Origin of the sequence: Azospira oryzae, from assembly GCF_004217225.1 — a bacterium.
GTDB classification, from domain to species: Bacteria; Pseudomonadota; Gammaproteobacteria; order Burkholderiales; family Rhodocyclaceae; genus Azospira; species Azospira oryzae.
Genome location: NZ_SHKM01000001.1, coordinates 343,473 through 363,409, shown reverse-complemented (window position 1 = coordinate 363,409; position 19,937 = coordinate 343,473). Strand labels below are relative to the sequence as shown.

The window sequence follows — 19,937 nt, the reverse complement described above, 5'->3', positions numbered from 1 at the left end:
ATTGCGCGTAGAATGGCGGGTCCATTTTCAGACCCATCCCATTGCCCATGTGGTTCAAGAACCTGCAAATCTACCGTCTGCCCGCAGGCTGGAAACCCAGCCCCGAAGCCCTGGAAACCCAGCTGGGCCGCAACCGTTTCAACCCCTGCGGTCCCATGGACCCGCAAACCAAGGGCTGGCTGCCCCCCACCGACGAGCCCGCCCTGGCCCACGCCCAGGGCCCCTACCTGCTGCTCTCCCTGGCCGTTGAACACAAGCTCCTGCCCTCCTCCGTGGTCAACCAGACCGCCCAGGAACGGGCCGAGGAACTGGCCGTGCAGCAGGGCTACCCGGTGGGCCGCAAGCAGCTCAAGGAACTGCGCGAACGGGTGCGCGACGAACTGATGCCCCGGGCCTTCACCCGCCGCCGCCGCACCAGCGTCTGGATCGACACCGCCGGCGGCTGGCTGGTGGTGGACGCCAGCAACGCCTCCAAGGCCGAGGAAGTGCTGGAGATGCTGGGCAAGTCCCTCGACGAATTCCCCCTCACCCGCCTCAACACCGCCATGTCCCCGGTGGCGGCCATGACCGACTGGCTGGCCGGCGGCGACGCCCCCGGCGCCTTCACCATCGACCGGGACTGCGAACTGAAATCTCCGGTGGAGGAAAAGGCCGCCGTGCGCTACGTGCGCCACACCCTGGAAGGGGACGACGTGCGCCAGCACATCGCCGCCGGCAAGCTGCCCACCCGCCTGGCCCTGACCTGGAACGACCGCATTTCCCTGATCCTCACCGAGAAGCTGGAAGTGAAGCGGGTCGCCTTCCTCGACGTGGTCAAGGAAGAGGCGGAAAAGCAGGCCGAGAACGCCGCCGAGCAGTTCGAGGCCGACCTGGCCCTGATGAGCGGCGAATTCTCCCGCCTGCTGCCGGCCATCGTGGAGGCCCTGGGCGGCGAGCAGCCCCTGCAATAAGTCATTGAATTCAACGGCCCCCTTGAAAAGGAGGGGGCCTGTCGGGTTAGAATCGCCCCCTATGACCAAATCCGAACTCGTTGCCGATCTGACGGGCAAGCTTCCCCATCTGACCACCCGGGATGTGGACTTTGCCGTCAATCTGATGCTCGACGCCATTGCCGAAGCGCTGACCCGGGGCGACCGGGTGGAAATCCGCGGTTTCGGCAGTTTCTCCCTCAACTACCGCCCGGCCCGCCAGGGCCGCAATCCCAAGACCGGTGAACAGGTGGAAGTCCCGGCCAAGCACGTGCCCCACTTCAAGGCCGGCAAGGAACTGCGGGAACGGGTCCAGGAAGCCGCCGAAGCGGCCGCCCGGGATCAGCGCCTGCGCCAGGCCGCCTGAAACACCGCAGCACCCCGCCACACCGATCCACACACCCATAACACTCGAGACAGACCATAAAAAAAGGGGCGGCCCACGGGCCGCCCCTTTTGCATGCTGCTAGCGCAACGTTCAGTCGCGCTCGCCGGTGAAGGCCATCAGCAGGTTCAGCAGGCTGACGAAGACGTTGTAGATGTCCAGGTACACCGACAGGGTGGCGACGATGTAGTTGGTCTCGCCGCCGGTGACGATGCGGCTGATGTCGTAGAGGATGTAGGCGGAGAAGAGCATCACCGCGGCAGCGGAGATGGTCAGGGCCAGGGCCGGGATCTGGAAGAAGATGTTGGCCACGGCCGCCAGCAGGATCACCACCATGCCGATGAAGAGGAACTTGCCCATGAAGGAAAAGTCCTTCTTCGTCACGGTGGCCACGGTGGCCAGGGTGAAGAAGATGGCACCGGTGCCGCCGGCCGCCATGGCGATCAGGGAACCGCCATTGGAGAAGCCCAGGGCCACCTGCAGGATGCGGGACAGCATCAGGCCCATGAAGAAGGTGAAGCCCAGTAGCAGGACCACGCCCATGCCGCTGTTCTTGGTGCGCTCGATGCCCCACATGAAGCCGAAGGCGATGCCGAGGAACAGCAGGAAGGAAATCATCGGGCTGCCGGCGAAGAAGGAGAAGCCTATCTGCACGCCGACCATGGCCCCGATGACGGTGGGGATCATGGAGAGGGCCAGCAACAGGTAAGTGTTGCGCAGCACCTTGTTCTGGGTGGCAAGGCCGGCCTGGGTGCCGGCACCGGTCATTTGATACTGGGGAAGCATGGAGTCCTCCAAAAGAACGAGTTGGTTTTTGTTAACGGCTAAGACTAACCGGGCCCCGGCAAAGTTGCAAACCTGGGAGCCCCCCTTACACACCGTTACAGAAAGGCATTCCGGGCGGTCACGCCGGCGCCGCCAAAAGGGCCGCCGGCCTGTGCTATGATGGCGCCCCACATCGCCCTCCGGCCCGCTGTCCTGCAGGCTCCCGGCGACTGCGGAGGCTTGGGTGAGTGGTTTAAACCAGCAGTCTTGAAAACTGCCGATGGGCAACCATCCGTGAGTTCGAATCTCACAGCCTCCGCCACTTTTTCTTCCCCCTGCCGTCACGATCCAGCAGCCCGCGCAAAAAGGGCTCGGACGACGTCATTGCATCAATCAAGCAGCAACATCCCGCCAGACGCTCTACCGACCAAGCCGACCCCAAATCTGCCCCAAATCTGCCCCAAATCTGCCCCAAATCTGCCCCAAATTTTCCCTGCCACCCCGCACACCGTGAAGGCGGGAACGAGCAGACTCAGGGCGCGGAACGGACTGCCTGCAGGCCGGCGATGGCGCCGCTCCAGACGACGCTGCAGCGCCGCTCCGACGCCTCTTCGCAATGGCGAACCGCCTGGCGCTGGGCCTCGTTGAGGTCGGCGAAACCGAAGGTGAGGAAGGAACGCCGGTCGCCGGCGTGATCCGGCTCGGAGCGGGCCAGGACATAGAAGCCGGCCTGGGTCACGGCCAGCGTCACCTGGCAGTTGGCGGCGCCGCAGTTGGCCAGGGCCCGCCTGCGGGCGTCCGGCAGGCCGGCGCTGCTGCGGGAGAAGGCAGCCTGCACCTGGTTCTCCGCCCGCACCACGGCCTTGGTGGTATCCAGCACGCAATCGCGACGGGGGGCCTGGCGGTTGCACAACTCCAGGGCCGCCAGATTGGCTTCCAGTTGGCTGTCGCGGGTGGCCCAGCCACTGGCCTCGCCGCTGCCAACCGCATAGGCCGAGGCGCCGGCCAGGGCCCCGGGGGAGGCCAGGAGAATCATCATTGCCGGCACCAGCCGGCCCGCCACGCTGCCTGTCACTGCCCATCTCCCAAGAGAAATCCGCACCGCTGCCAGATTACCCCTGCCAGATTACCCCTGCCAGATTACCCCTGCCAGATTACCCCTGCCAGATTACCCCTGCCAGATTACCCGTTCACCCCAACTCGGAACCAGCGGCCGCTCCGTACGCGCCTGCGCCGGGGCAAGCGGTGCAATGCGGAGCGCGCCAGTCCCAGCGAAAAAACCGTCGCCGCGTATCCGCTCCCGGCCACAGGGCGACGGCCCGGCGGGTCCGGGCTAGTCGCTGCTGCCGGAACGGGCGCCCTTCCTGCCAGCGGGGGCGGCCGTCTCGTTGCGCCGTTTGACGGCGCCGCTGAGGTCGTCCACCTGCTCCAGCCAGAGCAGGGTGTCCGCGTAGGACATGAAGCGCTGCAGATAGTCCGGTGACACCTCCTGCATCAGTTGCAGGGCCCGCAGCACCAGCAGGTGGGAATTGAGGGGGCCGGCGTTTTCCGGCGCCTGGGCCAGGGCCTGGGCCAGCTGCTGCTCGGCGCTGAGGCGGGACCAGGTGCTGCGGAAATAGCGCAGGGACTTGAGTTCCCGGGCCGGGGAGACCGTGCCGGAAGGGGTCTCGCCAGTGCCGGTCGCCACGGCCGGTGCGGCGACAGGAGTTGCCGGCGTCCCATCGGGAGCCGCAGGCGGCGGTTCCGCCGCGCCTCCCTGCCCTGCCCCATCCCCCAGGCCGGCCATGTACGCCAGCAGGCCAGCCAGGGGGCCCGGCCCGGTGCAGGCATCCAGGGCGGCGATGTGGCGAGTAAGGCCGGCCAGGTCGCCGGCGACGAACAGGGCCTGCAACTCGTCGGCAGCCTGAGGATGCCGCGCCGCGGCCTGAGCCAGGGCCTCGGCGGCGGACTGGCGGGCGGCGGCAAGGCGCCGGCCGTAGGCGTCCATGGCCGCCTGCAGCCGGGAGGCCAGCCCTTCGGCAACGCCCCCCCGATACGTCCGGCTGCGGCGGGCCAGGGCTTCCAGGTAGCGCAGGCCGACCGGGTCGAAGCCGGCGGCGCCCTGCTGCCGCAGGTCTTCCAGGGCCGCGTCGCCGGCCGTGGGCGGCAACGGCACGGTGCCGGCCGGCGCGCCCGGGGCAGCCTCAGTCATGGGGCTTGCTGCCGCCATTGGTGGTCCTGGGCACCGGCGCCATTTCGACACGCCGGTTGCGGGCCCGGTTCTTGGCGTCCACATTGGGCACCACCGGCTGCTCGGAGCCGAAGGCGGCGGCGAAAACGGCGGACGAGGGCACGCCTTCGTCGATCAGGGCCCGGGTCACGGTCAGGGCGCGCTGGGCCGACAGCTCCCAGTTGTCGTCGAACTGGCGGTTGCTGCCCTTGACCGGCATGTCGTCGGTGAAGCCGCTGACCATGAGCATCTCTTCCCTCGCCCCCAGGTAGGCGGCCAGGGGCGCGGCCAGGCTTTTCAGCACCTGCCGCCCCTCGGGCTGCAGCTGGTCAGAGTTGAGGGAGAACAGCACGCTGCCGCTGATGCCGATGCGCCCGTTGTTGAGGGTCACCCGGCCCGAGGCCAGGGGAATGGCCAGGGCCTTTTCCAGGGCCATGCGCCGCTGTTCCTCGACCTGGCGCTTTTTCACCTCGGCCTCCAGGGTGCTGACCAGTTCCAACTGGACGCCCAGCACCCCCACCAGGATCAGCACGAAGGCGCCCAGCAGACCGGCCATGAGATCGCCGAAAACGGCCCACACGGGGGCCGTCTGTTCGACGCTGGCGTCCACCTCCTCCATCAGCCCACCTCGCCGGCGACGGCGGCCGGCCGGGCGGAGAGGCCCTGCAGGTCATCGACGATGCGCTTCTGGGACATGATGCTGAGGTCGATGATTTCCCGGGCCTGAGCCACGTAGTAGGCCAGCTGCTCGTCGCTGCGGGCCATGCTCTTGTCGAGGGAGCCTTCGAGGCGCTGCAGGTTGGCCACCAGCTTGTCGTTGGATTCGGCGAAGCACTGCACGGCATGGCCGAAGGCCTCGCCGAGGCTGGCCACTTCCACGGCGCTGGTGGTCATCTGGGAGGCCACGTCGATCATCCGGGCCGACTCGCCCCCCACCTTGTCGGTGAATTCGGCGCCGACCCGCTCCAGCATGGCGGCGGAGGAGGAAACCAGGGCGTCGATGGCGCTGCGCTGTTCCACCGAGGCATGGTTGATGGCGTCGAGCAGGCCGTTGAGGGTTTCCATGAGACGGCGGCGCTCTTCCAGCAGTTCGTTGTCCCGCACCATGCTGCCGGAGAGTTGCTGGCGCAGTTCGCCGATGACCTCGGCGGCCACCCGGGGCGCCTCGGCGGCGGTCTGCATGAGCCGGGCGATTTCGTTGATGGTGTCGCTGGCGTGGGCCTGGGCGTTTTCGCCGATCTGCCGGGCGGTCTGCTCCAGGGTGGCGCAGATCTGCTGCTGCTGGGCCAGGGTCCGGGCCCCGGCTTGCTGCCACTCGCCCTGGAGGGAGGCGGCCATGGCCTGCAGGGACTGGGCCAGGGCCTGCTGCCGCTGGGCATCCTGGGCCGCCAGATCGGCCTGCAGACTGCGCAGTTCGCCGATCACCTGGGTCACCACCCGGGGCGTCTCCGCCGCGGCCTGCATTAGCCGGGCCACTTCGTCGATGGTGCGGCGGGCGTGTTCTTCCGCATTGGCGTTGAGGCTTTGGGCGCTGGCCTCCAGGGTCCGGCAGATCTGCTGCTGCTGTTCCAGGCTGCGTTCGCCCGCCTGACGCCATTCCTGCTGCAGGCTGGCGGCCATGCCTTCCAGGGACTGCTGCAGCGCCGCCTGGCGCTGGGCTTCCCGGGCCGCCAGATCGGCCTGCAGGCTGGCGTTGTCCGCATGGACGCCGGACAGCAGGGTCGCCGTTCCCTGTTCGAAGGCAGCTGCCAGGGCGGCCACCTGGGAGGTGACGCCGGCGGCCACCCGCTCGTGCAGGGAGGTGGTTTCCCGGGCGATGCCGGCCATGGTGGCTCCCACCACCGGCTGGATGGCGGCGCCGGCGGCCCGGGCGCTGTCGCTGAGGCTGGCTTTGAGGGAGGCATCGACGGACTGGGCCAGATTGCCATAGACCTCCCGCACGTCCCGGTGGAAGGCTTCCTGGCTGGCGGCCAGACGCTGGTGCAGTTCCAGGCTGTGGCGCTCCATCTGGGCCATCATGGCCTGCAGCTTGTCGGCCACCTCGGGCAGGGACTGGGACTGGGCCTGCAGGGCCTTGAAGGTTTCCTGGCGCTGGTGCACCAGGGAAAAGCCGCGCAGGCTGGTGGCGATGCGGCTGTCCAGCCCCTGGGCGGTGAGCAGGCGCTGGCGCCGGCACAGGGAGGAGATGAGGCCCAGCATGGCGGAGGCGGCAACGCCGGCGACGGAGGTGCCGAAGGCCAGGCCCAGGCCCTTCACCGGCGCCGCCAGGGAGGCGCGGATGGTCTGCAGGTCGGTGGTGCTCTCCAGGGCCAGGACGGCGCCGTTGAGGGTAACCACCATGCCGAGGAAGGTGCCGAGCATGCCGAGCATGACCAGGAGGCCAACCAGATAGGGCGTCACCGTGGGGCCGGGCAGGCCGGGCCGCTCACCCTCGATGCGCAGGCGCACGGCGCTCTGCAGGGAGGGATGGACCTGCACCAGCCAGTCCGCCAGGTGTTCCAGGTTTTCGGGAATGCGCTCCAGGGCCCGGGCCAGGCTCTCCGTGGCCTGGTGGAAGCGCAGCAGTTCCAGGGCGCCGGCGCAGTACACCACGCCGATGATCAGGGTCATGCTGAATGCCAGGGGATGGGAGGCCATATAGCCCACCCCCACCCAGCAGACGGCGATCAGTCCCACCGCAAAGGCGGCCAAGCAGAAATTTCGGTTCATTGCGACTTGCTTACCTCATTGCCAAAAGCCTCCACCAGTCCCAGGACCGGTTGCAGGCGAAGATCCAGTTCCGCCAGCAGCACGCTCTGCAGATCCTTGCAGAACACCGCCAGCCAGCCTCCCGGCTGCATCCAGCGCGCCACCCCGTCGGCCTGGGAGGAAGCCTCCAGGGCCGAGGTGTAGGCGTCGCGCAGTTGTTCGAAGCGTTTTTCCAGCAACAGGGGCACGTTGAGGAACAGGTTGCGCTCCCGTTCCGCCAGGGCCTTTTCCAGGACCCCGTCCAGGCCCGCCAGCTGGCGCAGGGACGGGGAGCCGCCCTTGAGCGCCTCCCGCACCTGGGCCCGCAGCTGCACCAGGGCCGCCTCCATCTCCCGTTGCTGGGCCAGGTAGTAACGCCGGTAAGGCAGGTACTTGCCGCCGCTTTCCAGGGTGGCGCCGGCTTCCGGCACGGGCAGCTTGATGCGGGCCTTGCCGCCGCCCTCCTGGGTGATGGCATCGCGCAGGGCCGCCTGGACCCGGGCCACCAGGGCAGCCACCTGGTCCGCCGCCCCAGCCGCCCCCGCCGCCGTCCCCCCCGGTCCCTGGCGCAGGGAAGGATGGAGGGCGCCGGAAAGGGCGATGGCGTGGTTGAGGTCCAGCCACTGCCCCAGCCGTTCGGCGAAGGACGGCTTGCCACGGCTCTCCGCCCTGGCATCGCCCCGCTCCCCGGCGTTGAAATCGGCGAGCAGGCGCACGAGCCGTGAACTGTTGAAATTGGTACGCGACAAATACGTCTTCACTACGGCGATGGGTTGTACCAACGGATTGCCGGAAGCGGTGCCCGCCGGGGGCCCGGCCCTTCCTCGATCCACCAAGTTGCCGGCGGCGCCCCTAGGCCGCCAGGCGCCGGACAAGCCAGGCGCCGATGTCCGCCACCTCTTCCAGGCAGACGGAATGTTCCATGGGATAGAGGCGCCATTCCGGCGCCAGACCCCATTGTTCCAGCCAGTCTCGAGCTTGCAGGCCCAGGGCCGGCGCCACCACGCCGTCGTCGCTGCCGTGGGCGGCGAACACCGGCAGTTCCCGGTTGGCCGGGCTCAGCTCCCGGCGCACCAGTTCCGGCGCCGGCAGGTAGGTGGACAGGGCGATCAGTCCGCCCAGGGGCTCGGCCTGGGTCAGGGCCGTGGTGTAGGCCACGGCGCCGCCCTGGGAAAAGCCGGCAAGGAAAATGCGCCGGCTGGGAATGCCCGCCGCCACCTGTTCGTCGATCAGCTGCCGCACCGTTTCCCGGGAGCGCTGGAGGCTGGCCTCATCCACCTCCCGGCTGCCCGGGGCCAGGGACAGGATGTCGTACCAGGCCCGCATCTCGTAACCGCCGTTGCAGGTGACGGGCATGTAGGGCGCGTGGGGAAAGATGAAGCGGCCGGGCAGCTCGGGCGGCAGCCCCAGTTCGGGGATGACGGGGACAAAATCGCTGCCGTCGGCACCCAGGCCGTGCAGCCAGATGAGGGCGAAGGTCGGCGCGGAACCGGTATCGATCTGGATCGGGGCGTCGTTCACGGGCACACGGCGGGAAAGAAAACGGGGACGCCGGGTCAGTCCCGGCGCACCGCGTCGGCCCAGCAGTTGGGCGTTTCGTAGAGGCGCACCTGCTGCAGGCGCAGATGGTTGCCGTAGCTGTCCTGATAGACCGCATCGAGAATGCGGAAAGCCGTTTCCGACAGGTTTTCCGCCGTGGGAATGCAGTCCAGCACCACGGTCTTGTGGTCCGGCAGGGTCTGCAGGAATTCCACCACCGCCTTGTCCCCGGCATAGACCAGGAAGGCGTGGTCCCACACATCCACCACATGGGCCTTGGCCAGGGCCTTGACGTCGGAGAAGTCCATCACCATGCCGTTGGCCGGATCGCCGTCCTTGCTGATGATGTCGCCGGCCAGGGTGATTTCCAGGACGTAGCGGTGCCCGTGCAGATGGCGGCACTGGCTGCGGTGATCGGGAATGCGATGGCCGGCATCGAATTCCAGGCGGCGGGTGATTAGCATGCTGGGGAGGTGTTTTTGTAAGCCGCTGATTATATCATTGGCCACCAGCCCGCCCCGCCGCCGCTGCCGGGCGCCTCTCCGGCCCGGCCCCAGCCCCGCTCCGGCCATTCTTCAGCCACTGTCCGACCGCCCATGGAATCCCCTGCCCAGCCCCTCAGCGTCACCGACCATCGCCGCGACAGCGCCGGTCTGACCTACGTCTATCCGGTGGTATCGCGCCGGGCGGGTGGCGTTTCCGTCGGCATCAACCTCAATCCGAACAACGCCTGCAACTGGGCCTGCGTCTATTGCCAGGTGCCGGATCTCACCCGGGGCGGCCCGCCACCCATCGACCTGGCCCAACTGGAGCGGGAACTGGACGCCATGCTGACGGACCTCCTGCAGGGCGATTTCATGCTGCGGGCCGTGCCGCCGGAAGCGCGCCGGCTGATGGACATCGCCTTTTCCGGCAACGGCGAACCCACCAGCGCCCCCGAATTCCCGGCGGCGGTGGAAGCAGTGCGGCGCCAGGTCGAACGGCACCAGCTACAGGGCCGCATCGCCCTGCGCCTGATCACCAACGGCAGCCTGCTGCACCGGCCCGAGGTCCAGGCCGGCATCGGCCGCCTGGGCGAAGCCGGCGGCGAGGTCTGGTTCAAGGTGGACCGGGCCACGGCGCCGGGCATGGAGGAGGTCAACGGTACCCGGGGCGATCCGGGCAAGGTCCTGGCCAATCTGCGCCGCTGCGGCGAACTGGCCCCCACCTGGGTCCAGACCTGCCTCTTCCGCCGCGACGGCGCCGCACCAGCGGAGGCCGAACTGACGGCCTACCTGGAGCTGCTGGCCCAGGCCGGGGAACGGGTACGCGGGGTCCATCTCTACGGCCTGGCCCGCCCGTCCCTGCAACCCGGGGCCGAGCGTCTCGAGCGCCTCAGCCCGGCGGAACTGGAGGCGGTGGCCGAGCGCATCCGCGCCCTGGGCCTGCCGGTCACGGTCAGTCCCTGAAAAGCAGCACGGCAGACCCCAAAAGAAAAAGCCCCTGCAAGCAGGGGCTTTTTTTACAGCAGGGGACCGATATGAATCAGGCGGCCTTCTTCTGCTTGGCCTTGGCGGCCTTCTTCAGGTTCTTCAGGGTTTCGGGTTCGAAAGCCTTCAGGTACTCGACCACTTCGATGTCCTCGCGCTTGATGCGCTGGATGTCCACCTGCTCCACGTGCACCAGGCGCAGCAGTTCGCGCACGGGCTTGGGCATGTTGCGGCCGCTCTCGTAGCGGGAACCGCCGCTCTGGGTGACGCCGATCTTGGACCAGAATTGCTGCTGGTTCAGGCCCAGCTTGCGGCGGATTTCGCGGGGGTCGATCTTTTCAACCAGTTTGACATTACTCATGGTGTGTTCCTCTCGAATATTGGGGTGTCAATCTGCTCTGGCAGAGCCGTTTCGGCGCCAAACCGCTTGCCGAAGGCCATGTTCTGGGACACCCAAAACATATCACCAAAGTCATAGTACGTAAGTATAGGCCATTCACATATATTTGCAAGTGGCATGAATCAAAAAATCACTAAGGGATTTCACTTAGTTGGCCTAACCGAACACCCTACTGTTAGGCACGCGGTTCAGATAGAATCACGGGTTTTCTTACTCCGCTCAATTGGATAACGAATGGCGCTGATAGTTCAGAAGTACGGCGGCACGTCGGTGGGCTCGACGGAGCGCATCAAGAATGTGGCCAAGCGCGTGGCCCGCTGGAAGGCAATGGGCCACGATGTGGTGGTGGTGCCCTCGGCCATGTCCGGCGAAACCAATCGCCTGATCGGCCTGGCCAAGGAAATCTCCGCCACCCCCTCCCCCCGGGAACTGGATGTGATCGCCTCCACCGGCGAACAGGTGACCATCGGCCTGCTGGCCATGGCCATCCAGGAAGAAGGCCTCAAGGCCAAGAGCTACACCGGCTCCCAGGTGCGCGTGCTGACCGACAGCACCTTCACCAAGGCCCGCATCCTGCAGATCGACGACGAGCGCATGCGCAAGGATCTGGCCGAAGGCAACGTGGTCGTGGTCGCCGGTTTCCAGGGCGCCGATGAAAACGGCAACATCACCACCCTGGGCCGCGGCGGCTCCGATACTTCCGCCGTCGCCCTGGCCGCCGCCCTCAAGGCCGACGAATGCCAGATCTATACCGACGTGGACGGCGTGTACACCACCGACCCCCGCGTCGTGCCGGAAGCCCGCAAGCTGGACACCATCACCTTCGAGGAAATGCTGGAAATGGCCAGCCTCGGCTCCAAGGTGCTGCAGATCCGCTCCGTCGAGTTCGCCGGCAAGTACAAGGTAAAACTGCGCGTCCTCTCCAGCTTCCAGGATGAAGGGGAAGGTACGCTGATCACTGTTGAGGATGACAAGAACATGGAACAACCGATCATTTCCGGCATCGCCTTCAATCGCGACGAAGCCAAGCTGACCGTGCTGGGCGTGCCTGACCGTCCCGGCATCGCCTACCAGATCCTCGGCCCCATCGCCGACGCCAACATCGACGTGGACATGATCATCCAGAACGTCGGCGTGGACGGCACCACCGACTTCTCCTTCACCGTCAATCGCAGCGAATACACCAAGGCCATGGCCGTGCTGGAGCAGGTCAAGCAGCACGTCGGCGCCCGCGAGATCGTCGGCGACAACAAGACCTGCAAGGTTTCCGCCGTCGGCGTCGGCATGCGCTCCCACCCGGGCGTGGCCAGCCAGATGTTCCGCACCCTGGCCGAGGAAGGCATCAACATCCAGATGATCTCCACCTCCGAGATCAAGATTTCCGTCGTCATCGACGAGAAGTATCTGGAACTGGCCGTGCGCATCCTGCACAAGACCTTCGGTCTGGACCAGGCGTAAACGGCGCCGCCCAGTTATTTGCAGCCCCGGCTGCAAAGTAGTTTGACCCGGGCCGGCTAACCCGTTAATATGCCGGCCTTCCGGAGACGTGGCCGAGAGGTCGAAGGCACTCCCCTGCTAAGGGAGCATACGGGCTAAAACTCGTATCGAGGGTTCGAATCCCTCCGTCTCCGCCAGCCTTTCCTGCAGTAAAAAAGGCTTGGCAAACGAAGCGTGTTTTTATACAATCTCGCTTCTTTGCGGAAAGCAGCAAAGAAAGTAGTAAAAAGTTGCAAGACAGCGCGCCCGTAGCTCAGCTGGATAGAGTACTTGGCTACGAACCAAGGGGTCGGGCGTTCGAATCGCTCCGGGCGCGCCATCAAGCATTCAGGCCAATCTTAGGATTGGCCTTTTGCTTTTTCAGACCCCGTTTTTCCCTTCCCCCCCTTCCCGCCGAAGCTGAAAAAAATCGCCCGGAACCCCTGGCGTTTTTGTTCCGAATCCGTATAATGCGCACCTTCTGTTGCGCGCCCGTAGCTCAGCTGGATAGAGTACTTGGCTACGAACCAAGGGGTCGGGCGTTCGAATCGCTCCGGGCGCGCCATTCAGATAAGCAGGAAAGCCAAGGGTTCAGACGTCAGCGCGTCTGGGCCCTTTTGCTTTTCCGGGCGCCCCCGGCGCCACTTCTGCATGACCGGCGATGCAATCACCGCCCTGCCCGGCGGAGCGGGCTCCGCTGCCGCAGCCAAGCCGCCGACTGCGGCGATCACAGGCCCTCCCGCACCACCGTCGTCAGGCGAAATATTTCCTTACAAAGTGCTCCTGCAGGGCGGCGCCAGGCTCCGTATACTTCGCCCGCCAGGTAGCCAGGATTTCCGCCATCCCAGCCCCCCAGCCCATAACAAGACTCGGCCGATGCATCGGCCTTCACTTTCCCCATCGAGAGTCCTGCCGCCATGGTGCTGTCACCTAACGCCCTGCCCTTGCCCCGCCTGCGCCCCCTCCTGCCGCTCCTGCTCGCCGCCCTGCCTCTGGCCGCCGCAGCTGCGGAAGCAGAGGCCCCCACAACCAAACCCGCCAGCAGTCAGAAGGATGGCCGCACCCTGGGGGAAATCGTGGTTTCCTCCACCCGCCTCGACGACACCGAGCAACGCCGTTTCGCCACGGCCGCCAAGATGGTTTTCGGCCGGGAGGAACTGGACCGCTACGGCGACTCGTCCGTGGGCGACGTCCTGAAGCGTCTGCCGGGCGTCACCATGTCCGGCACCCCGGGCCGGGGCGGCGACATCCGCATGCGGGGCCTGGGCAACGGCTACACCATGATCCTGCTCAACGGCGAGCCCGCGCCCCGGGGCTTTTCCCTGGACAGCATCCCGCCCGAACAGGTGGAGCGCATCGAGGTGATGCGGGCCCCGGTGGCGGAGCACAGCGCCCGGGCCATCGCCGGCACCATCAACATCGTCCTGCGGGAGGACTTCGCCCGCAAGCAGAACGACTTCCGTCCCAGCCTCAACCTGGAGAACGGCCGCTTGCAGCCCTTCGTCTCCCTGCAGCGCAGCGACGCCATCGGCAACTTCGGCTACAACATCAATGCCAACCTGATGCACCGGGACCAGGACAGCGAAGTGGCCACCACCACCAGCGCCCGCAACCTGGCCACCGGCATCCCCATCCTGCAGCGCCTGGAGGAAAGCCGCAGCCATACCGTGGCCGACGGACTGCACCTCTCCTCCCGCCTCAACTGGAAGCTGGACGGCGGCGACAGCCTGAGCCTCAATCCCTTCCTGGCCCAGAACCAGAGCGCCACCACCGGTAACACCCAACTCACCCAGAGCGTCGGTGCGGCCCCCTATGCCAATGCCAGCTGGCGCACCGAGAACGAGAGCACCATGCTGCGCCTCATGGGCAACTGGAAGCATCGCCTGGACGGCGGCAGCAAGCTCGACATCCGCTTCAACGGCGGCCTGGCCAACAGCGACAGCACCACCGACCGGCGCGAATACGATGCCGGCGGCGCCGTGGCCCACACCCACTGGAACAGCACCAGCATCCGCGACAGCAGCTTCAGCACCGCCGGCAAGCTCTCCCATCCCCTCAACCGGGAGCACAACCTGGCCTTCGGCTGGGAACTGGAACGGGGCCAGCGCAAGGAGAGCGCCACCACCGTGCAGGACGGCGCCCTGCAACTGGCCCAGTTTGGCAGTGACCTGCAGGCCAGCACCAGCCGCCTAGCGGCCTTCGGCCAGGACGAGTGGGAAGTCTCGCCCCTGTGGTCCCTCTACGGCGGCCTGCGCTGGGAAACCATCCGCACCCGCAGCGAGTGGGCCGCCAGCTCCGCCAGCAACGACAGCAGCGTGGCCAGCCCCCTCTTCCACAGCGTCTGGCGCTTCACCGAGGAGAGCAAGGACCAGATCCGCCTGGGCCTGACCCGCAGCTACAAGGCGCCGACCCTGAACCAGCTGGTGCCCCGGCCCAGCCTCTCCAGCACCTATCCCACCAGCGGCGCCAACACGGTGGACAAGGCGGACAGCGCCGGCAACCCCAACCTCAAGCCGGAACTGGCCTGGGGCCTGGACCTGGCCTTCGAGCATTACCTGGCGGAAGGCGGCATCCTCAGCGCCAGCCTGTTCCAGCGCAACATCGACAACCTCATCCGCAACGTCACCTCCCTGCAGAGCGTCAGCTGGTCCCCGGTGCAGCGCTGGGTCACCACGCCCCAGAACATCGGCAGCGCCACCACCCGGGGCATCGAGCTGGAAGCCAAGTTCCGCCTGCCGGAACTGCTGGCCGAGGCCCCGCCCGTGGACATCCGGGCCAACCTCAGCCGCTTCTGGTCCGAGGTGGAGGGCATCGCCGGCCCCAACAACCGGCTCGACCAGCAACCCACCTACAGTGCCAACCTGGGGGCCGACTACCGCCTGCGCAGCCTGCCCCTCACCATCGGCGGCAACCTCAACTGGACCCCCGCCTACACCGTGCAGCAGAGCAACACCCAGACCTACACCCAGCAGCTGAAGCGGGTTTACGACGTCTATGCCCTGTGGCAGGTGCAGCCGGACACCCGCATCCGCTTTTCCGCCGCCAACCTGCTGCAGGCGGATTACGACACCGGCGCCACCTACCTGAGCGGCAGCACGGAGCAGTCGGTGCAGAGCAGCACCCGCACCTACCGCATCTTCTCGGCCCGGCTGGAGATCAAGTTCTGACGCGGCCCGCAGCCCGGCGATCGACCTAAGTCATTGATCGTATTGGTCAAGCGGGAAGCCTCTGGACTGCCGGCAAGGGCCGGGGTCCGCTTCCCGCCGCCGGCACGGTGCCTCCGCCCCCGTTTTTTTGCACCAGATCGGGGCAGGAAAAGTCCATCCCGCAGTCATCCCAATCCGGGGGAAAGCCCCATCCCTGCTGAATTTCCAGCAAATCAGGCTAGGCAGCTTCGTCCCGTTATGCCAGAATCCCTGCCGAGCGCGGAATCCCGCGTCACCTTCGAAACCAAGGAGATTTCTGAATGAACAAGAGCGATCTGATTGACGCTATGGCGGCTGGTGCCGACCTGAGCAAAGCTGCTGCCGGCCGTGCCCTGGACGCAGCCATCGAAGCCATCACCAAGGCCGTCGCCACCGGCGACAGCGTGACCCTGGTCGGTTTCGGTTCCTTCAAGGCCGTCAAGCGCGCTGCCCGTACCGGCAAGAACCCCAAGACCGGTGCCACCATCCAGATCCCGGCTTCCACCAGCCCCAAGTTCTCCGCCGGCGCCGCCTTCAAGGCTGCCGTCGCTCCCAAGAAGAAGTAATCCTTCTTCTCCGGAAAGAAAAGGCCGCCCAAGGGCGGCCTTTTTGTTTGGCCGGGGCCGGCAGCGACGGCCCCTGGCCAGCCCCTACTGCAGGCTGAAGTCCACGCGCCCGCCCACCGGCGCCCCCTTGGGTGCTTCGCCGCCCACCTTGGGCGAGAGCAGGAACAGGCGCTCGGCCGCAATGCCGCCCTTCTCCACCAGCCAGGTCTGCACTGCCGTACCACGGCGCTGGGCCAGCTGGCGCATCTCTTCCTCTTCGGCGGGGATATTGGCGATCATCAGGGCCTCCATCTCCGCCACCGGCAGGCTCTTGGTGAGGCCGATGAAATTGCGGGGCTTCTTGAAGGATTCCTCCTTGTAGGCCTTTTCCAGGTAGCGCGGATATTCCTCGGCGCTCACCGTGACCGCGGCGATGCTGCCGGAGGCCTTGCCGCCCTTGGCCTGCTCGGCCAGCTTCTGGGCCCGCACCTTGCGCTCCAGGATGGCGCGCTTGAGGCCTTCCTGCTCCGCCGCCGGATCGGCCGTGCCGGTGATTTCCAGTTCCAGGGCCGGACGTTCGCGCAGGGCCTTGGCAATGGTTTCCAGGCGCTTTTCCACCTCCGGGGTGATGCGGGCATGGCCAGCATCGAAAGCCACGTAAGAGAGTTCCTCGCCGCCGCCGAAGAGGGAGGACAGCAGAGTGAAGGGCGAAGTCACCGCCTTGGTCAGCAGGTTGAGGATCATCTTGCCGACGATGCCGCCGATGGAAAACTGGGGATCGTTGAGGGAGCCCTGCACCGGCAGGTTGAGGTCGATCTCGCCCCGGGAGTTTTTCAGCAGCGCCACCACCAGGCCGATGGGAATGCCCAGGGCGTTGGGACTTTCCACCTTGTCGCCGAAGGTCAGCTGGTCGATGAAGATCTTGTTCTGGGCCTGCAGCTCGCCCTTCTCCACCTTGTACTGCACATCCACCGAGAGCTTGCCCTTCTCGATGGTGTAGCCCAGGTAACGGCCCGAATAGGGCGTGAAGGAGGACATCTCGATGCCCCGGGCCTTGGCCTGCACATCCAGGGCGATGGGCGAGCCCAGGGGATCGATCTTGCCGGAGATATCCAGGGGCGCGGTGCGGTCCACCTTGCCCCGGATCAGCAGCTCCGCCGGCTTGCCCGCCGCCAGGGTGCCGATGCGGCCCGACAGGTCGGTCAGGTTGGCGCTGTAGTTGGGCTTGATGAAACGGTCGGTGAAGTTGATGTTGCCACCGGCCAGCACCACCTTGCCGATGCGGATCTGGGGCGCCGGCCCGGCGGGCTTGGCCGGGGCAGCGACGGGGGCAGGAGCTGCAGCCGGCGTCGCCGGCACGGCGGCGGCGGAAGCGGCAGGCGCAGCGGCGGCCGGCTTGGCGCCTTCGTCCTGGCGCACGATGTCCTGCAGGTTGAGGCGGCCTTCGGGCGACAGGATGGCCCGGGCGTAGAAGCTGGTGATGGCGATCTCGCCCACGGCAAAGCGGGGCGGCACGCTGCCGGCCTCGACCCCGGTCAGGCGCAGGCTGCGCCAGCGCAACAGGTCGGTGGCGTTGAGCTTGTCCAGCACGTTGAAGTCGGTGAGATTGACGTCGCCGTCGAAGGCCACGCCGGGAGCGGCTCCAGCGGCCCCAGCCGCCACCTTAAGCTTGCCCTTCACTGTCAGGTCGCCCTTGGTCAGCAGGGCGTTCAGCTGCTCTGCCGCCAGGCCCTGCAGGGCCACCAGATTGACCTGTTCCAGATCCAGCTGCAGATCGGCGGCCAGGGGCGCGAGGGCGACCGCCCCCTCCACCTTGAAGCGTCCCTGTTCGTTGATGCGGGCCTCGATGCCGATCTGGCTGCGACTGCCGGCGGCGGAGGAAAGGCCGGCCACATGGAGGTCCAGGCCGTCCACGCTGAGGGGCGGCACCTTCTCCAGATTGTCGTCCGTGTAGCGCAGCTTGCCGCCGCCGACCCGCAGCTGGGCCACCTGCCAGCCCCAGGGCGCCGGCACCTTGGCGGCCCCGGCCGTACCACCTGTCTTGGCCGGGACTTTGGCGGGAGCCGCCTTGGCCGGGGCCGCCGGCGTGGGCGCCAGGGCGGCCAGGGACTGCAGCAGATCCACCTCGCCGCCCTTGAGGCGACGTACCCCGGCCTGGGGATTTTCCAGGGTGATGCCGGCCACCTTGGCCTGACGGCTGACCAGATTGACCGACACCCCATCCAGGGTCAGGGCGGAAAAGCCGAGGAAGGGCTGCTTCTCGCCGTCCCGGGAGAAGGCCAGATCCCGCACTGCCAGCTTCAGGTCCACGCCCTTGGCATCGTCCAGGGTGGCCCGCTGGATGCCCAGCTGGATGGCTCCCACCTGCAGCCCCACCTTGTTGCCCTTGGCGGCGACGCCCTTGATGCCCAGGCCGCCGCTGACGCCGACGCTGGGGGCCTGGCCCTCGGCCTGGCTGAAGGTCACCGCCAGATCGCCTTCCAGCTTGGCGGCCGTGACGGTCAGGGGAATGTTGGCGGGAATGTAGGCATCCACCCCGGCCAGGTCGAAGTCCCGGATTTCCACATCCACCACCGCATCCTTGCCCGGGGCGAAGGGACGCAGCTTGCCGCCGAGGGACAGGGGTGCGCCGTTGAGCTTGGCGGCGAAATGGGGTTCGACGAAGGATTCCACGGTGCCCGGCGTGTTGGCCAGGAAAGGAATGCCCAGGGCCAGGTCGGTGATGTGGTGGCTGACCTTCACCGGCCGGTCGTCGAAGTCGATGCGGCCGCCCTCGACGGCGATGTTGGCCACGGAGAATTTCGGTGGCGGCCCCTCGGAGGGCTTTTCCGTCCATTTCTCGATCAGGTCCGAGATGTTGTAGCGGTTGCCCTCCTCCCGCACCAGATGCACATAGGGCCCCACCAGCTTGACTTCGCTCACCACCGGGATGCCCCGGGCCAGGCTCATGGAGGAGACATTCACATGCAGGCTGTCGAAGCCCAGCAGGCGCTGTTCCGCCGGCACGCCGGCATCGGCACCGCGCTGCCCCACGGCAAAGCCGCTGATGGTGGCCGACAGGGTGTAGGGGGAAACCTGGATGCGCTCGATGCGCACCGGCCGCTCGAATTCCTCGGCCAGCAGGGATTCCAGCTTGGCCTTGGCGAAGCCCGGCAGCCAGAAATAGCCGAGGAGGCCGAACAGCACCAGGAAGATGCCCAGGCCCCAGGCGCCCTGGCGCACCCGCCGGTGGCGGGCGAAGGCTTGCAGGCGGGGTTGCAGGTGTTGCAGGCCGGCCTGGAGCCGGGTGGAGAGATCGTTGTTCTGTCGGGGTGCGGAGGCAGTCATGGCAATGCTCTTTTCTTATGGTGTGACGCCAGTTTATTACGACGAATGGGAAATCCGGTACGACCTTGGTCACGTCCGGGAACTGCCCGGCCAAATTCCCGACTAATTTACTAGGAAATAAACCTACTCAAGGGAGGCCGTCCATGGACGCCGGCGACAAGTATTCGGTGGAACGCATCACCTGGTTCAAACGCTGGACGGACAAGCTCTTCTCCTTCCGTCTGACCCGCCAGCCGTCCTTCCGTTTCGTCCCCGGCCAGTTCGTGCGCCTCGGCCTGCCCCTCACCACGGCCCCCGACAGACCCCTGGCCTGGCGCCCCTACTCCATGGTTTCCGCCGCCTACGACGAGCATCTGGAGTTCTATTCCATCGCCGTGCCCGACGGCGAATTCACCTCCCGCCTGGCCCGCCTCGGGGTCGGCGACCGGGTGGCGGTGGACCGCCAGGCCTGGGGCCACCTGACCACGGACCGCTTCCAGGACGGCCGGGACCTGTGGCTGCTGGCCACCGGCACAGGCCTGGCGCCCTTCCTCTCCATCCTCAACGACCCGGCGGTGTGGCAGCAGTACCAGCACATCGCCCTGGTGCACAGCGTGCGCGACGGCGCCGAACTGACCTACCGGGACTGGCTCGCCGCCCTGCCCGGCCACCCCCTGGTGGGAGAGCTGGCCGGCCGCCTGCGCTACCAGCCGGTGGTGACCCGGGATGGGGCTGCCCCGCCCGGCACCCTGAGCCGGCGCATCCCGGCCCTGCTGGCCGACGGCAGCCTGGAAGCGGCCCTCGGCCTGGAGATCGACCCGGGCCACAGCCGCCTCATGGTGTGCGGCAATCCGGCCATGGTGGAGGACACCCGCCTGGCCCTGGAGGCCAAGGACTGCCGCCTCTCCAAGCGGGGCCAGCCGGGTCAGGTGGCCCTGGAAAATTCCTTCTAGGCGGTCATGC

The 19,937-nt window shown here is 66.9% G+C and carries 17 protein-coding genes and 4 tRNA genes; 11 read left to right on the top strand and 10 right to left on the bottom strand.

Features of this window, described 5'->3' with window-relative positions:
- Positions 1-47: 47 nt before the first annotated feature.
- Complete coding sequence (locus EV678_RS01690) at positions 48-950, top strand: recombination-associated protein RdgC (RefSeq protein ID WP_014237207.1); 903 nt, start codon at positions 48-50, stop codon at positions 948-950.
- A gap of 61 nt (positions 951-1,011) precedes the next feature.
- Complete coding sequence (locus EV678_RS01685) at positions 1,012-1,335, top strand: integration host factor subunit beta (RefSeq protein ID WP_014237206.1); 324 nt, start codon at positions 1,012-1,014, stop codon at positions 1,333-1,335.
- 111 nt (positions 1,336-1,446) lie between these two features.
- Here the strand turns inward: EV678_RS01685 and EV678_RS01680 are convergent, their stop codons facing one another.
- The gene (locus EV678_RS01680) at positions 1,447-2,139 is read right to left on the bottom strand and encodes a Bax inhibitor-1/YccA family protein (protein ID WP_130458283.1); all 693 of its coding nucleotides are present in this window, start codon (positions 2,137-2,139) and stop codon (positions 1,447-1,449) included.
- A gap of 213 nt (positions 2,140-2,352) precedes the next feature.
- Here EV678_RS01680 and EV678_RS01675 point away from each other — a divergent pair.
- Positions 2,353-2,440 (top strand) — tRNA-Ser (locus EV678_RS01675).
- 210 nt (positions 2,441-2,650) lie between these two features.
- Here EV678_RS01675 and EV678_RS01670 read toward each other — a convergent pair.
- The 7 genes from EV678_RS01670 to queD all read right to left on the bottom strand — a co-directional run bounded on the left by EV678_RS01670 (position 2,651) and on the right by queD (position 9,057).
- Positions 2,651-3,157 (bottom strand): DUF4189 domain-containing protein, encoded by a 507-nt coding sequence (locus tag EV678_RS01670; protein ID WP_130458282.1) that lies wholly within the window; start codon positions 3,155-3,157, stop codon positions 2,651-2,653.
- Between the two features lie 294 nt (positions 3,158-3,451).
- The gene (locus EV678_RS01665) at positions 3,452-4,309 is read right to left on the bottom strand and encodes a DUF2894 domain-containing protein (RefSeq protein ID WP_165397435.1); all 858 of its coding nucleotides are present in this window, start codon (positions 4,307-4,309) and stop codon (positions 3,452-3,454) included.
- A complete protein-coding gene (locus tag EV678_RS01660; RefSeq protein WP_130458280.1) occupies positions 4,302-4,946 on the bottom strand; it encodes an OmpA family protein in 645 nt (214 codons plus the stop codon). The genes EV678_RS01665 and EV678_RS01660 overlap by 8 nt, the downstream gene beginning before the upstream one ends.
- Complete coding sequence (locus EV678_RS01655) at positions 4,946-7,036, bottom strand: hypothetical protein (RefSeq protein WP_130458279.1); 2,091 nt, start codon at positions 7,034-7,036, stop codon at positions 4,946-4,948. Before EV678_RS01655 ends, EV678_RS01660 begins: the two co-directional genes overlap by 1 nt.
- Positions 7,033-7,815 carry a DUF3348 domain-containing protein gene (locus EV678_RS01650; protein ID WP_130458278.1) on the bottom strand — a complete coding sequence of 261 codons (783 nt, stop codon included), beginning with the start codon at positions 7,813-7,815 and terminating at the stop codon, positions 7,033-7,035. Before EV678_RS01650 ends, EV678_RS01655 begins: the two co-directional genes overlap by 4 nt.
- A 91-nt stretch (positions 7,816-7,906) precedes the next feature.
- Positions 7,907-8,575: an alpha/beta hydrolase gene (locus tag EV678_RS01645; RefSeq protein WP_130458277.1), complete on the bottom strand. Its 669-nt coding sequence runs from the start codon at positions 8,573-8,575 to the stop codon at positions 7,907-7,909.
- Between the two features lie 35 nt (positions 8,576-8,610).
- Entirely contained in the window at positions 8,611-9,057 is a 447-nt protein-coding gene (gene queD / locus EV678_RS01640) for a 6-carboxytetrahydropterin synthase QueD (RefSeq protein WP_014237198.1), read from the bottom strand.
- A 132-nt stretch (positions 9,058-9,189) separates the two neighbouring features.
- On the opposite strand from queD, the gene EV678_RS01635 reads away from it, so the two are divergent.
- Positions 9,190-10,041 (top strand): radical SAM protein, encoded by an 852-nt coding sequence (locus EV678_RS01635; protein WP_130458276.1) that lies wholly within the window; start codon positions 9,190-9,192, stop codon positions 10,039-10,041.
- Between the two features lie 76 nt (positions 10,042-10,117).
- Here the strand turns inward: EV678_RS01635 and EV678_RS01630 are convergent, their stop codons facing one another.
- A complete protein-coding gene (locus tag EV678_RS01630; RefSeq protein WP_014237196.1) occupies positions 10,118-10,423 on the bottom strand; it encodes a helix-turn-helix domain-containing protein in 306 nt (101 codons plus the stop codon).
- Between the two features lie 273 nt (positions 10,424-10,696).
- Here EV678_RS01630 and EV678_RS01625 point away from each other — a divergent pair, with 273 nt between their 5' ends.
- The 6 genes from EV678_RS01625 (at position 10,697) to EV678_RS01600 (ending at position 15,689) form a co-directional block, all read left to right on the top strand.
- Positions 10,697-11,920 carry an aspartate kinase gene (locus EV678_RS01625; RefSeq protein ID WP_014237195.1) on the top strand — a complete coding sequence of 408 codons (1,224 nt, stop codon included), beginning with the start codon at positions 10,697-10,699 and terminating at the stop codon, positions 11,918-11,920.
- Positions 11,921-12,002: 82 nt separating this feature from the next.
- Positions 12,003-12,096: transfer RNA gene (locus tag EV678_RS01620), tRNA-Ser, on the top strand.
- 105 nt (positions 12,097-12,201) lie between these two features.
- Positions 12,202-12,278 (top strand) — tRNA-Arg (locus EV678_RS01615).
- 148 nt (positions 12,279-12,426) lie between these two features.
- Positions 12,427-12,503 (top strand) — tRNA-Arg (locus tag EV678_RS01610).
- A 352-nt stretch (positions 12,504-12,855) separates the two neighbouring features.
- Positions 12,856-15,105: a TonB-dependent receptor plug domain-containing protein gene (locus EV678_RS01605; protein WP_130458275.1), complete on the top strand. Its 2,250-nt coding sequence runs from the start codon at positions 12,856-12,858 to the stop codon at positions 15,103-15,105.
- Positions 15,106-15,404: 299 nt separating this feature from the next.
- Complete coding sequence (locus tag EV678_RS01600) at positions 15,405-15,689, top strand: HU family DNA-binding protein (protein WP_014237193.1); 285 nt, start codon at positions 15,405-15,407, stop codon at positions 15,687-15,689.
- Positions 15,690-15,773: 84 nt separating this feature from the next.
- On the opposite strand, the gene EV678_RS01595 is transcribed toward EV678_RS01600, so the two are convergent.
- Complete coding sequence (locus tag EV678_RS01595) at positions 15,774-18,995, bottom strand: DUF748 domain-containing protein (RefSeq protein WP_130458274.1); 3,222 nt, start codon at positions 18,993-18,995, stop codon at positions 15,774-15,776.
- 143 nt (positions 18,996-19,138) lie between these two features.
- Between EV678_RS01595 and EV678_RS01590 the strand changes: the two genes are divergently transcribed.
- Complete coding sequence (locus tag EV678_RS01590; RefSeq protein WP_130458273.1) at positions 19,139-19,927, top strand: ferredoxin--NADP reductase; 789 nt, start codon at positions 19,139-19,141, stop codon at positions 19,925-19,927.
- Positions 19,928-19,937: the final 10 nt, after the last annotated feature.